16 protein-coding genes and 1 riboswitch are annotated in these 12,916 nt (G+C 46.2%); of the genes, 5 read left to right on the top strand and 11 right to left on the bottom strand.

Annotated elements, in window-relative coordinates; genetic code table 11:
- Positions 1–57 precede the first annotated feature (57 nt).
- Positions 58–621, top strand: a complete 564-nt coding sequence (locus QMA04_RS02555) for a GNAT family N-acetyltransferase (RefSeq protein ID WP_191714931.1) — start codon at positions 58–60, stop codon at positions 619–621.
- 65 nt (positions 622–686) lie between these two features.
- On the opposite strand, the gene QMA04_RS02550 is transcribed toward QMA04_RS02555, so the two are convergent.
- From QMA04_RS02550 to QMA04_RS02535, 4 genes are all read right to left on the bottom strand, one after another.
- A complete protein-coding gene (locus tag QMA04_RS02550) occupies positions 687–1,517 on the bottom strand; it encodes a MetQ/NlpA family ABC transporter substrate-binding protein (RefSeq protein ID WP_203340061.1) in 831 nt (276 codons plus the stop codon).
- Between the two features lie 12 nt (positions 1,518–1,529).
- Positions 1,530–2,201, bottom strand: coding sequence for a methionine ABC transporter permease (locus QMA04_RS02545; protein WP_191714929.1), 672 nt, complete (start codon positions 2,199–2,201; stop codon positions 1,530–1,532).
- Positions 2,191–3,204 (bottom strand): methionine ABC transporter ATP-binding protein, encoded by a 1,014-nt coding sequence (locus QMA04_RS02540; RefSeq protein ID WP_290183863.1) that lies wholly within the window; start codon positions 3,202–3,204, stop codon positions 2,191–2,193. Before QMA04_RS02540 ends, QMA04_RS02545 begins: the two co-directional genes overlap by 11 nt.
- Positions 3,205–3,272: 68 nt before the next feature.
- Positions 3,273–3,374, bottom strand: a riboswitch (SAM riboswitch).
- A gap of 51 nt (positions 3,375–3,425) precedes the next feature.
- Positions 3,426–4,214: a carbon-nitrogen family hydrolase gene (locus tag QMA04_RS02535; protein ID WP_191714927.1), complete on the bottom strand. Its 789-nt coding sequence runs from the start codon at positions 4,212–4,214 to the stop codon at positions 3,426–3,428.
- An 86-nt stretch (positions 4,215–4,300) separates the two neighbouring features.
- Here QMA04_RS02535 and QMA04_RS02530 point away from each other — a divergent pair, with 86 nt between their 5' ends.
- Positions 4,301–5,464 (top strand): pyridoxal phosphate-dependent aminotransferase, encoded by a 1,164-nt coding sequence (locus QMA04_RS02530; RefSeq protein WP_191714926.1) that lies wholly within the window; start codon positions 4,301–4,303, stop codon positions 5,462–5,464.
- A gap of 73 nt (positions 5,465–5,537) precedes the next feature.
- Here the strand turns inward: QMA04_RS02530 and lepB are convergent, their stop codons facing one another.
- A complete protein-coding gene (gene lepB / locus QMA04_RS02525) occupies positions 5,538–6,071 on the bottom strand; it encodes a signal peptidase I (protein WP_290183862.1) in 534 nt (177 codons plus the stop codon).
- 265 nt (positions 6,072–6,336) lie between these two features.
- On the opposite strand from lepB, the gene QMA04_RS02520 reads away from it, so the two are divergent.
- Entirely contained in the window at positions 6,337–7,356 is a 1,020-nt protein-coding gene (locus tag QMA04_RS02520; RefSeq protein ID WP_191714924.1) for an SEC-C domain-containing protein, read from the top strand.
- A gap of 65 nt (positions 7,357–7,421) precedes the next feature.
- Here QMA04_RS02520 and QMA04_RS02515 read toward each other — a convergent pair whose 3' ends face one another.
- Positions 7,422–7,643 carry a hypothetical protein gene (locus QMA04_RS02515; protein ID WP_290183861.1) on the bottom strand — a complete coding sequence of 74 codons (222 nt, stop codon included), beginning with the start codon at positions 7,641–7,643 and terminating at the stop codon, positions 7,422–7,424.
- Positions 7,644–7,953: 310 nt separating this feature from the next.
- Here QMA04_RS02515 and QMA04_RS02510 point away from each other — a divergent pair, with 310 nt between their 5' ends.
- On the top strand, positions 7,954–8,469 hold the full coding sequence (locus QMA04_RS02510; protein WP_290183860.1) for a DUF421 domain-containing protein: 516 nt from the start codon (positions 7,954–7,956) through the stop codon (positions 8,467–8,469).
- A gap of 36 nt (positions 8,470–8,505) precedes the next feature.
- Here the strand turns inward: QMA04_RS02510 and QMA04_RS02505 are convergent, their stop codons facing one another.
- A complete protein-coding gene (locus QMA04_RS02505; RefSeq protein WP_191714921.1) occupies positions 8,506–8,982 on the bottom strand; it encodes an acyl-CoA thioesterase in 477 nt (158 codons plus the stop codon).
- Between the two features lie 93 nt (positions 8,983–9,075).
- On the opposite strand from QMA04_RS02505, the gene QMA04_RS02500 reads away from it, so the two are divergent.
- Complete coding sequence (locus QMA04_RS02500) at positions 9,076–9,888, top strand: AAC(3) family N-acetyltransferase (protein ID WP_191714920.1); 813 nt, start codon at positions 9,076–9,078, stop codon at positions 9,886–9,888.
- 31 nt (positions 9,889–9,919) lie between these two features.
- Here the strand turns inward: QMA04_RS02500 and QMA04_RS02495 are convergent, their stop codons facing one another.
- From QMA04_RS02495 to adh, 4 genes are all read right to left on the bottom strand, one after another.
- Positions 9,920–10,510, bottom strand: coding sequence for a Fic/DOC family protein (locus QMA04_RS02495; RefSeq protein ID WP_290183859.1), 591 nt, complete (start codon positions 10,508–10,510; stop codon positions 9,920–9,922).
- Positions 10,503–10,691 carry a hypothetical protein gene (locus QMA04_RS02490; RefSeq protein ID WP_142826824.1) on the bottom strand — a complete coding sequence of 63 codons (189 nt, stop codon included), beginning with the start codon at positions 10,689–10,691 and terminating at the stop codon, positions 10,503–10,505. Before QMA04_RS02490 ends, QMA04_RS02495 begins: the two co-directional genes overlap by 8 nt.
- Positions 10,692–10,833: 142 nt before the next feature.
- Positions 10,834–11,196 (bottom strand): DUF779 domain-containing protein, encoded by a 363-nt coding sequence (locus tag QMA04_RS02485; RefSeq protein ID WP_191714918.1) that lies wholly within the window; start codon positions 11,194–11,196, stop codon positions 10,834–10,836.
- A 58-nt stretch (positions 11,197–11,254) separates the two neighbouring features.
- Complete coding sequence (gene adh / locus QMA04_RS02480) at positions 11,255–12,775, bottom strand: aldehyde dehydrogenase (protein WP_191714917.1); 1,521 nt, start codon at positions 12,773–12,775, stop codon at positions 11,255–11,257.
- Positions 12,776–12,916: the final 141 nt, after the last annotated feature.

The following is a 12,916-nucleotide window of genomic DNA, read 5'->3' as shown; positions in this document are numbered from 1 at the left end:
AAATGGCTTCTTCCTTGCTATAATTTAATTGTTGAGTAAGAAAAGGAGGAATACCGTATGAATGTCATTATACGACAAGCACGGCCAGAAGACGCAGAAAACGTAGCGCCGCTCATTATTAATGCCATCGGTGAAATCGCCGATCATATGACGGCACAAAAAGAGCCAGGGGCCGTATTGGAAAAAGTTGCGGAGATGGTACGCGGGGAACATACACGCCATAGCTATCACTATACCTACACCGCTTTAGTCAATGGCACTATTGCGGGCGCCTTGGTGCTCTATCACGGCAATCAAGCTGAAGCCCTGGACCGCTATTTAATTGATCAACTGAAAAAGCAAGGCCATGATCGTTCCATTGAACCGGAAGCCCATCTTGACGAATGGTATATCGATACTGTCTCAGTCGATCCAGCCTACCAGGGGCAAGGAATCGGCTCGAAGCTATTTGAATTCGCAGAAGAACGCGTGTTGGCTGAAGGAGGCGGCAAACTCTCGTTGAATGTGGATATTGGTAAAGAAGGAGCGATCCGCCTCTACAAACGCCTGGGCTATTCCATAACGGAGCCTTGGACCATTATCGGTGAGCCTTTCCATCATATGGTCAAGACCATTTCCTGACATTGTTCAACATAAAAAAGCCGCTCCAGATTTTTTCGCTGGAGCGGCTTTCTGTATCGAAATTTTTATTCAGCCATCCATTCCGGCTTGCCGAATCCTTCAAATTCTTCATCAATGACTGCTTCAAATTCAGCCGATTCCACAATTTCCACTAAATCCTTTGCTAATTCGCTGTCTTCATTTTCTGCATTGACCGCCACTACATTGCGGTATTGATCCGGCATGTTTTCAAGTGCCAATGCATCCAATAGATCCATTTCAGCAGCTATTGCAAAGTTTCCGGGTACAGCCGCCAAGTCAGAACCATCAACTGCCCGCGGCAATTGGCCTGCTTCGATCGGCTGAAATTCCAAGTTTTTCTCATTTGTAATAACATCTCTTTCGGACGCCTGCAGCACTTCAGCTTCCGGATCCAACTCGACTAAGCCTTCATCCTGCAGCATCAGCAAAGCACGTGCACCGTTGACCGGATCGTTCGGAATCGCAATGGTTGCTCCATCCTCAATTGCTTCCAAAGAATCGTATTGGTTCGAGTAGAGGCCCATAGGCGCTGTTGGCACCGTAATCAGTGCGGATAGGTCCATGCCATTCTCTTTTTCGAAGTTTTCCAGGTAAATCGTGTGCTGGAACAGGTTGGCATCAATATCGCCACCATCGAGTGCTACGTTCGGCTGAATGTAATCGCTGAACTCCACCAATTCCACTGTGTAACCCTTTTCTTCAAGTCCAGGCACAATCGCCTTGCTCAGCATGTCGCTGTATGGACCTGCAGTAGCCCCTAGTTTAATGTCCTTCGAAGCTTCTCCTCCAGTTCCTTCAGAGCCGCTTTCTTCTCCACTGCCGCATGCTGCCAAAGCCAATGCGCTTGCTGCTAAAATAAATCCTAATTTTTTCATGTCATTCTCCCCTTATCGTTTATCGATGGCTTTCGCCGTATAGTCGCCAGCTTGTTGAATCAATTGGACCAACACAATCAAAATGACAACAGTAACAATCATGATCGTATTATCGTAGCGGTAATAGCCGAAGCGGATGGCCAAATCTCCAATGCCTCCGCCGCCTACTACGCCTGCCATCGCAGAATAGGCGACCAGGCTGATGATGGTCAATGTCACCCCCTGGATAATGCTTGCTTTCGCTTCCGGCAGCAGAACGTCTTTGATGATCATCCATGGTGTCGCACCCACGGCAATCGCTGCCTCAATGACGCCTTTATCGATTTCACGCAGTGAGTTTTCCACAATACGTGCGAAAAACGGAATCGCCGCAACCGATAGGGACACACTCGCCGCAATCGGGCCAATGGTTGTTCCTGTAATAAGTTTCGTCAGTGGAATAAGTGCCACCAACAAAATGATAAACGGAATAGAGCGTACAATATTGACGATAAAACCAATCACAGCATTGACCGGCCGGTTTTCAAGAAATAAGCCGCGGTCTGTAATGAACAGCAAGATTCCCAAAGGCAGGCCGACAATCAAAGCCACTGCCAAGGAAATCCCGATCATTGTCAGTGTCTGAAAAAAAGCAGTCTGTATTTCGGGCCATAATTCAATAATTCGTCCCCATTCAACGCCCATTCGGAATCACCTCCACAATTGCCGATCTGCTTTCCATATACTTCAATGCATCCATGACGTCAGAAGAAGTCCCTTTCAACTCCATGATAAAAACGCCAAGCGGCCTTTCCTGAATGTACTCAATTGCTCCATGCAAAAAGTTTCCTTTGACCGGATAATTCTGCAGCATATCGGAAATTACGCCTTCTCCGGCCACTCCCCCTTTGAACAACACTTTCACTACTGTACCCGTAAATTCGCTCAACAGATGTTCCGGAACATTGAAAGAGACGACGCTGGAGATGAATTCCTTAGTCAATTCCTTTTGAGGATCTGCAAAAATGTCGTAGACCTGACCTTCTTCAATGACACGGCCACCTTGCATGACGGCCATGCGGTCACAGATTTCCTTGACGACATTCATTTCATGCGTAATCAGTACAATTGTGATGTTCAATTTAAGATTGATGTCTTTCAATAAACGCAAAATGGACAATGTGGTATTCGGATCCAGTGCCGATGTTGCTTCATCACATAACAAAACGGCCGGATTGTTGGCTAATGCCCGTGCGATGCCGACACGCTGTTTCTGTCCACCGCTCAATTGAGCTGGATAAACATCGCGTTTATCTGATAAACCGACCATTTCCAACAATTCCTCCACGCGGCCTTTCAGATTTTTAGATGGAGTGCCTGCAGCCCGAAGCGCAAAAGCGATATTTTCGTACACCGTCTTTTGGCTGATCAGGTAGAAATGCTGAAAAATCATGCCGATTTTCAAACGGGCTTTTCTCAATTTTTCACTGTGTAGTTTGGTCAAATCATTGCCATCTACTGTGACGCTGCCGGAAGTCGGCCGTTCAAGCAAGTTGATGCAACGGATCAGCGAACTTTTGCCGGCACCTGAATAGCCGACGATGCCGAAAATTTCACCTTTTCCGATTTCCAATGAAACATTATCCACTCCAGTGACGGTGCCATGCTTAGTTGTGTAAGTTTTCGTCAATTTCTCAATCTGTATCATAGCTTCCTCCCGCCAATAAAAAGATGCCTCTTTCATCAAGAAAGAAGCATCGAAAAATTTAGTTTCTCGACTTATCTTTCGGAACATTGGGTTCCGTTGGATTTGGCACCTTCCCAATCGGGGGTTGCCGGACGTCACAGGGCCTGTCCCTCAGTCTCTCTTGATAAGTTTAAGTTATTTAATTGAATTTTATGTTACAGGCATCCCCAGCGAGTGTCAATCTACTTTTTGAATTTTTCGTACAATTGCTCACGGCGATCGGCGAATACCGGAATGCGCTTCCGGACTTCCTCTACTTCATCCAAATCGATTTCTGCATAACCAATGCCTTCCTCTTTCTTCATATCCAAACGAACTTCTCCCCAGGGAGCGATCACCATCGTGCTGCCGCCGAATTCATTGTTTGGATCACTGCCGATACGGTTCGAGGCGACAATAAAAATTTGGTTTTCGATGGCGCGTGCCTGCAACAAGATGCGCCAATGATCAATCCGCGCTTCGGGCCATTCCGCTGATACAAATACAAGTTTTGCACCGTTCAGCGCCTGGGCACGGATCCATTCAGGAAAACGGATATCGTAACAAATGACGCCTCCGTATGTCTGATTATCCAATTCGAATGTGCCAAGTGTATCGCCTTCTTCAAGATGGATATGTTCATCCATTAAACAAAAACGGTGAGCTTTATCGTATTCCGAAACCAGCCCGCCGTCTTTGTCGACAACGTACATCGTATTATAGAATCCTCCGTTTTTTTCAGTCGAAACAGAGCCACCCACAATATTGACTTTATGCTCTTTCGCAAAACTTTTGAGCAATTCCACTGTCCGGTTTGTGCTGTCTGCCAATGTATCCAGTTCGGTCAATGCATATCCTGTATTCCACATTTCAGGCAAGACGATCGTCTCCGCTCCATTGCTTGCCGCTTCCGTTAAATAATCCAGGACCTTCCGATAATTCAATTCCGGCTGACCAAAAGCGATATCCATTTGAACGCATGCAATTTTCATTCGTTTCTCCTCCACTAGACAAGTTACCTTCAACTCTATAAGATTTGAAGTAGAAGTGCAATTATTTCGAAAATAAGGAGAATCACATGGACTTTTCAAAACGGCTCCAAAACTTGCCCACGCAGTTTTTCGCTTCACTGGTGGCCAAAACAAGCAAAGCAATCGCTGAAGGACGCGATGTCATCAATCTTGGCCAAGGCAATCCCGACCAGCCGACGCCCGATCATATTATCAAAGCCCTGCAAACCGCTGCAGCCGATCCAAAAACGCATAAATATTCACCTTTTCGCGGCATAGCGGAACTGCGTCAAGCCGCTGTGAATTTTTACAAACGCGAGTATGGTGTGGATATCGATCCTGACCTCGAAGTTGCAATCTTGGCAGGAACGAAAATCGGACTTGTTGAGCTGCCCTTGGCTCTGTTGGATCCGGATGATCTATTACTTCTGCCGAATCCCGGTTATCCGGATTACCTGTCGGGAGCCCCGCTTGCAGATATCGGGTATGAGCTGATGAGGCTGAATCCGGAAAATGGCTATTTGCCGGATTATGCCGAGTTGACTGGAAGCATCCGCTCACGCGCCAAACTGATGTATTTGAACTACCCGAACAATCCGACCGGTGCAGTAGCGACTAAAGAATTCTTTGATGAGACAGTCAAATTCGCCAAGGACAACAGCATTGCGGTTGTCCATGATTTCGCTTATGGAGCTGTCGGGTTTGACGGAAAAAAACCGGTCAGTTTCCTTCAATCTGAAGGGGCTAAAGAAGTTGGCATCGAAATGTACACTTTATCGAAGACTTACAACATGGCAGGTTGGCGCATCGGATTTGCTGTCGGCAATTCCAAAATGATTGAAGCCTTGAACTTGATCCAGGACCATTTTTTCGCCGGTTTGTTCCCTGCCGTCCAATTGGCTGCGGCAGAGGCGTTGAATGCCGACCAGCAATGCGTAGATGAATTGGTCGGCCTTTATGAAAAACGCCGCAACGTCCTGGTGGCTGAATGCGCGCGGATCGGTTGGAACATCAAAGCACCACAAGGCTCTTTCTTTGCCTGGCTGCCGGTTCCAGAAGGTTTCACCAGCGTGGAATTTGCCGACTTCCTTCTTGAGAAAGCAGATATTTCAGTTGCGGCAGGCAGTGGTTTCGGCGATGTTGGAGAAGGTTTTGTCCGTGTCGGATTACTGGTTGATGAAACCCGCATCATTGAAGCGGTCAATCGCATCGAAGCTTTGAAATTATTTTAGAGTGCATAAAGGACAGCGTCCCAATACGGGGCTGCTGTCCTTTTAAAAATTGAGAAGATTGTCCACATCTGATTCATTTCACAAAACCGATATGCTCGAAAGGCGACAACCTGATTTTCACTTCACCAAGGACTGAGTCTTTAGAAACAAAACCCAAAACCCTGGAATCCATGCTATTTAAGCGGTTATCCCCTAATACATAATAAGATTCGGCAGGTACGACAAATTCCTGGAAATCTTCAGTCAGCTGCATCAATCCTTCTTGCTCCGCCGCTTTCCGGTTCTTATCCAAATAAGGTTCCGCTTGGGGAGTGCCGTTCACATACAGCTGATCGTCTTTCATTGAAATGCGGTCTCCTGGAACACCGATTACCCGTTTGATGAAATTGACGCCATTGGGTGCTTTGAAGACGATCATGTCAAAATTTTCTATCGTATGAATCTTAAAAAGCATGACTTTGTCATTTTCTTCGAACGTGGGCATCATGGATTCTCCATGGACAGCTACCGGTTCAAACAGAAAATACCGTGATCCCAAGACGATAAGCACAGTCAAAAAGATGACCCGCATCCAGGAAATAAACTCTTTTACCGGATCTTCAAACACATCGTCCCCTCCTGCTCCTGCTTATTCTTTCTTAATTATAATACGCATGCCAATTTGTGCATACTTTCGATTCTCTAATACCTAATGAATCCCAAAAGTGTTTAAGATTTTTCCAGTCCGAATTGTCTGTTGCCCAACTCCTTATTCGGTACAGCATCAGCAGCCTTACACCCTTTTTCATACGGCCGATTCCCGTCTGAATCGTCAGACTTTTGAGCGTATCGCAATTTTATGTTACACTCAATAAAAAATGTAGGTGATTAGAATGGTAGGAAGAAATGATCCATGCCCATGTGGCAGCGGCAAAAAATACAAAAAATGTCACGGAAAACAGCAAACTGTATCCATCAATGATTTGGTGAATGATGAACTGTTCAAAGTACGCCAACAGTTCTTCTCGGAAAATCCAAACCAGGAACAACTTGCAGAATTCCGTGAACTTCAGCAAGAATGGCAGCCACGCTTGATGCAATCAATGGCTGAAAACGATGCACAGGCTTTCGTAATCGAAAACTTCCTGTTCATGAAAAAACCTGAACTATGGGAAGAATTCTTAGCGAAACAAATCGAACTTGCCCAGCGTCCTTCGACCAAAGAAGTGCTGGAAGACTGGAAAGACGTGAAAGTGTTCCTTGGCCAATATGTTAAGGGCGATGCGGAAAAAGCACAGTTCACCGATGTCTTTACAAACGAAACACTTGAAATGGCCGATCAGCCTCCAACAGATATGGAAAACGGGCAAGGCTTATTGGCCATCCTGCTTCCGGACTCTCGCGTGGGAGAAAAAGGTGTACTATTCCTCAACGGTTATTTGACGGTTGTCGGTGAATTCGCACCGTTCTTCGAGCAGTTGAAAGCTCAAATCGCTTCTGAAAATGCTTCGCAGGATGAAAGCTACCTGCGTGACAACTACTTAGCAGTTGTCGAACAAATCGTTAAGTATTCAACTGGAAGTGTAGAAGAAAGCATTCAGCTTTCTCCTGAACACGATTCTGTTATGGCAGAACTGGATAAGCATATTGAGCAGGCGGATTTTGATGAAGAGACCGTCAGCAATGTTACAAGCATCTTGAACAGCTATCTTGTCAGCCAGCAGCCGACTGTCCAAAAACCGGAAGCTCTTGTAGCCGGATATTGGAGATTCCTGCAGGACCATGAGCTGATCAAAGGCCCTATGCTATCTGCAAAAGATTTAAGCGAAAAATTCGGCGTGTCTTCAAGCACAATCTTGAAGCGTTCAAAAGAATTCGGAGCTTATTTCGAAGAATTGCTAGCAAAAAAATAAGCTTTAACCAGCTTGAGGGATTTTTCCTTCATGACTGCTAAAGCAGCAAAAAGGAGTAGCTTCGGCTACTCCTTTTTTTCATCGTCTTTTCTTCGGAATGTAATGAGGATGTACAACAGAATACCGGAAACTGCCAAAAATAAATAAAAGCGTATGAAGTAGATACGCAGCCATAAACCGTCGGTAAAGCCGAAAACAAAATTGGCCAGCGTCAGCAAAGACAGACCGAGTCCTGCAGCAAAAATCACCAGACCCAAAAGGCGAAGTACATTCAAAACCGATGCCATCCTCAATCACTCCCAACTGAAATTCAAGTGATGTATGTCTTCCCTTCCAAAATAGGAAGGAGTTCAGCAATTTAGGTTTTTGGCGTTTGTTGATAACTTACAGGGAATCATAACGAGTAACAGCAGAATTGTCCACAATCCTGCATTTTTGCATAAAAAACTCCATATTTTTATGCTTATACACAATAAACCAACAAAAAATGTGTGCTATGTGGATAAGATGTTTGAATTTTGTTGATATTTAAGAATAAATAAAACTTATCAACATGTGGATAAAATTATCAAAATCCTTTTCAGAAGGGGGGATAAAATGTTCGAAATTACTCTCGACAGCTTTATTCGGATCGTCACAGTCGGATTTCTTGCTTATATCGGCTTAATCATTTTTCTACGCATTTCCGGTAAACGCACGTTGACTAAATTAAACGCTTTTGATTTAGTCGTAACGGTGGCTTTAGGCTCAACATTGGCCACTATTCTACTGGACAGCAGCATCAGCCTGCTTGAAGGGCTGACTGCATTCGCTTTACTGATTCTATTGCAGTATGTCATCACTTTTCTTTCGGTCCATTCCAACTGGTTCAACAACGTCATTAAGTCGGAGCCACGCCTATTGTTTCTGAACGGCCAATTTTTAAGAAGCGCTATGAAAAAAGAACGCATCAAAGAAATTGAAATTTTGCAGGCTATCCGCAACTCTGGCTCAGGTTCTACTGAAAAAGTGGCAGCTGTCGTTTTGGAAACAGACGGCAGCCTGTCGGTCATAAGCAACGAACCGGGCAATGCGCTGGAAAACGTCAATTCCAAGGAATCAGTCGGAAGATAGAAAAGGTGCATGGACAAACATCCAGGCACCTTTTTATCATCTTGGTGTTTTCACTCGATTTTTCCGGTGTTCACGTCTTGCGGGCGCTGTTTCAAAAAACAGCTTTTCCCCTTCGGATTCCGGCACAACAGCCGGCACAGGAGTTGGTTTCCCGTCGTCCCCCATTGCTACCATCGTCAAGAATGATTCCGTTGTCAGTTTTTCTTCCCCCGTTTGCAGGTTTTGTGATTTTACCCGAACATATACTTCCATAGATGTCCGGCCCGTTGAAGTGACGTTCGCCTCAAGCTCCAATACATCTCCGACCCGTGCCGAAGATAAAAAATCCACCGAGTCGATTGATGCTGTCACCACTACCTTGCGGCGTGCATGCTTCATCGCTGTAATTCCTGCGATCTCATCGATATAAGCCAATACTTTTCCGCCGAATATGGAGTCCATGTGGTTGGTGTCCGGAGGGAGCACCAATTTCGTTTGGATTGTTCTGGATTCTTTCATAAATCTTGCTTCCATTGCCTTCATTCCTTTCTCATTTGCCCTGTCGACAGAGGTTTCCCAAAACAACAGGCTTTCCTTTATAATATAGTGAAATCGGAGGGATACTTTATGTCAGAGTTATTGAATATTTTAAACACACCTGAATTCCAATCGAAAGAAACATTAAAACGCCAGCTTCATCAGCTTGGCATCACTTCTGGAGACGCATTGATGGTCCACTCTTCACTAAAGTCCATGGGATGGGTCGCTGGAGGCGCTCAAGCCGTCGTGGAAGCTTTAATGGAGACTGTCACTGATGCGGGCACATTAATTATGCCCGCACAGTCTGCAGACAACTCAGACCCTGTTTACTGGATGGAGCCTCCGGTCCCTGAAAATTGGCATCAGCCGATCCGTGATGAACTTCCTGCGTTCGATCCTTTTTTAAGTGGAATGCGCGGAATGGGAAAAATCGCGGAATGTTTCCATCGTCATCCGTTGACCATCCGAAGCCCGCATCCATCCCACTCCTTTATCGCATGGGGCAGACAGGCAGCCGATTGGATGAGTGAACAGCCGATTGACGATTCCTTCGGCAAACGCTCCCCACTCGCAAAAATGATGCAGGCACATGTAAAAATTCTGTTGATCGGCGTCGGTTTCGATTCATGCACCGCTCTCCATTATGCTGAATTTGTTCAGGAACACCGCGTCACTTCTCCACAAGGCGCCGCTATTTTGCTCGACGGAAAAAGGGTCTGGCAGACCTATGACTGCGTAGAAATGGATTCGGATCGTTTTCCGGAAATTGCGAAAGCCTTTCCTGGCAACATTGTCGAAGGATCGCTCGGACAAGCCCAAATCCGTCTTGCGGAAATGAAACCTCTGGTCGAATTTGGAATTGACTGGCTTCGCACTCAGCCGGCACCAGAAAGCACGTAAAATGCCAGCGCTCTTTGAGCAGCTGGCATTTTTACCGCGTAATGATTTCATCCAACAGCCTTTCCAGACGGTTGTTGTCTTTATTGAATGAATCGACAAAAGCATTGATGATCTCTGCAGGTTCCAGTACTTTTTCCCAATCCAGCCGATATCCTGCATTCAAGAGCAACTGACGCGCAAATTCACGGATGCTGCGACCATTGCCTTCCCGAAAAGGATGAAGGGCATTCAACTCAGACAGAAAATAGGCAAGCCGGGAAACCAGCCCATTTCGCGGCAAGTCTTTTAAGTAATTTTCTGCTTTCAGTTCTTCAAAAATTTTCATGAGATGCGTCTCAATGTGTTTCGGATGCGCAAAAGATGAAGAACCTTTTGAAATCATCTCTTGGCGCAACTCTCCAGCAAATGGATAGACATCCTGGAGCAAGTATCGATGAATGGCCAAAAATGCCTTTGCATCCACAGGATCTGCCGGTTTCTGCAACTGGAGTTCCGAAAGGCGGAACAGTGTATAGACTTTCTCCAGCTCCTTCAGTTTTTCTTCGTCCTGTACATCAAACAAATTAATCAATACATCAGTTCCAGGATAGCAATACATTGAAGTATGCTGATACTTAGACATCGAACTTCCTTTTGATGGCCTGATGGAATTGTGCCTCCGTCCGTTCACCAGTCAATACCGACCGAACGAAATTCTCATCCTCATTTGTTACATCAAACCCCTCCGTAACAAGAGAATGTGAAGCGCAGGAAATCGCGTGATTGGCTTGTTCATGGGAAACTCGGTTCACTAATTTCGTCAACTGTACGACCACCTTTCATGCTGCAATTATACCATTTCCCCAGCATAAATTCTATCTTCACCCCTTGATTTATCTAGGTTTTCTATACTTTTTCAATATGTATCGGCATTAAAAAACCGGATGCATCAGCATCCGGTTTCCTTTAAACCTGTTCCTGCAGTTCCTTGGCCTCTTCAGGAGTGAAAGCTCGTGACCTTGTCAGGAATCGCTTGCCTTCGACTCCTTCTAAAGAGAACATTCCGCCTCGCCCTGGCACGACATCAATGATCAATTGCGTGTGGCTCCAGTAGTCGAATTGGTTCTTGTGCATATAGAATTTGCTGTCCCCGATGACGCCCATCAGAATGTCCTGATCTCCGATAAACAAGTCGCCTTCAGGATAACACATCGGAGAACTGCCATCACAGCAGCCCCCCGATTGGTGAAACATGACCGGACCGTGCTTTTCCTTGAGCAATTGAATCAATTCAATAGCAGCATCTGTCGCAATTACGCGTTCGACCATTGCTATCCCTACTTTCCGGTAATCTTCGAAATTCCTGTGGGTTGGTTATTCCTTGGGATCAGAAGAAACCTTGCTTGTCTTCGCTGTAGCTGACGAGCATATTCTTTGTCTGCTGGTAATGGTTCAGCATCATGAGATGGTTTTCACGGCCGAATCCGGACATTTTGTAACCGCCGAACGCGGCGTGGGCCGGATACTGGTGGTAACAGTTCGTCCATACGCGCCCTGCCTGGATGCCGCGGCCAAAACGGTAAGCCGTATTGGTGTCGCGCGTCCAAATTCCGGCGCCCAAACCATATAAAGTATCGTTTGCCAGTTCAAGTGCTTCTTCTTTTGTTTTAAACGTTGTCACAGATACGACCGGACCAAAGATCTCTTCCTGGAAAATGCGCATCTTGTTATGCCCTTCAAATACAGTCGGTTGGATGTAGAAGCCTTCGGAAAGCTCTCCATCCAACATGTTGCGGTCGCCGCCTGCAAGCACTTTGGCGCCTTCTTGTTTGCCGATGTCCAAATAGGACTGGATTTTTTCCATCTGTTCCGTGGAAGCCTGCGCACCCATCATCGTTTCCGGATCAAGCGGGTTCCCGGTTTTGATGGCCGCTACGCGTTTTAGTGCACGTTCTATGAATTCGTCATAAATGTCCTCTTGAATCAGTACACGGGACGGGCAGGTACAGACTTCCCCTTGGTTCAAGGCGAACATGACAAATCCTTCAATGGCTTTATCCAGAAACGCATCGTCCTGGTCCATGATGTCTTTGAAGAAAATGTTCGGTGATTTGCCTCCCAGTTCCAACGTGACCGGAATCAGGTTCTGGGAAGCGTATTGCATGATCATACGCCCAGTCGTCGTCTCACCGGTAAATGCGACTTTGCTGATGCGTGGACTCGAAGCAAGCGGCTTGCCGGTTTCAAGGCCAAAACCGTTGACGATGTTCAGTACGCCCGGCGGCAGAATATCGCCGATCAATTCAGCCAGCACCAAAATGCTTGCCGGTGTCTGTTCTGCGGGTTTCAATACCACACAGTTGCCGGCAGCTAAAGCCGGGGCCAATTTCCAGACCGCCATCAAGATCGGGAAGTTCCACGGGATGATCTGTCCGACCACACCAAGCGGCTCGTGGAAATGATACGCGACGGTATCGTTATCGATTTGGCTCAGTGACCCTTCCTGCGCACGGATCGCGCCGGCGAAATAACGGAAATGGTCAATGGCCAATGGCAGATCGGCATTCAAGGTTTCGCGCACGGCTTTGCCGTTATCCCACGTTTCCGCAACGGCCAGCATTTCCAGGTTCTGTTCCATCCGGTCCGCAATCTTCAACAGGGCATTGGCCCGTTCCGTGACCGACGTTTTCCCCCAGGCATCTTTGGCTGCATGCGCTGCGTCCAACGCCAACTCCACGTCTTCAGCAGTCGAACGGGCGATTTCCGTAAACTTCTTGCCCGTGACCGGTGACACGTTTTCAAAGTATTGGCCTTTTACCGGCGCTTTCCATTCCCCATTTATAAAGTTTTCGTACTTATCTTTAAACGTAACTTTCGAACCTTCCGTGTTTGGCATTGCATAGACCATTCTCATCTCTCCCTTTTTCTTTTTACCATTATGTACGCGCTTACATTTAATCAATACCCCTTGGCGCATCAATAACAGCTTCCCCTCTATATTGTCAAACTAATCTAAAAATTGCAACTGTAGAACACCGAAATTTTTTAT

Source organism: Planococcus sp. APC 3900 (assembly GCF_030407735.1).
GTDB classification, from domain to species: domain Bacteria; phylum Bacillota; class Bacilli; order Bacillales_A; family Planococcaceae; genus Planococcus; species Planococcus notacanthi.
The sequence above is the reverse complement of the archived record's forward strand: the minus strand, read 5'-3'. Positions and strand labels throughout refer to the sequence as shown.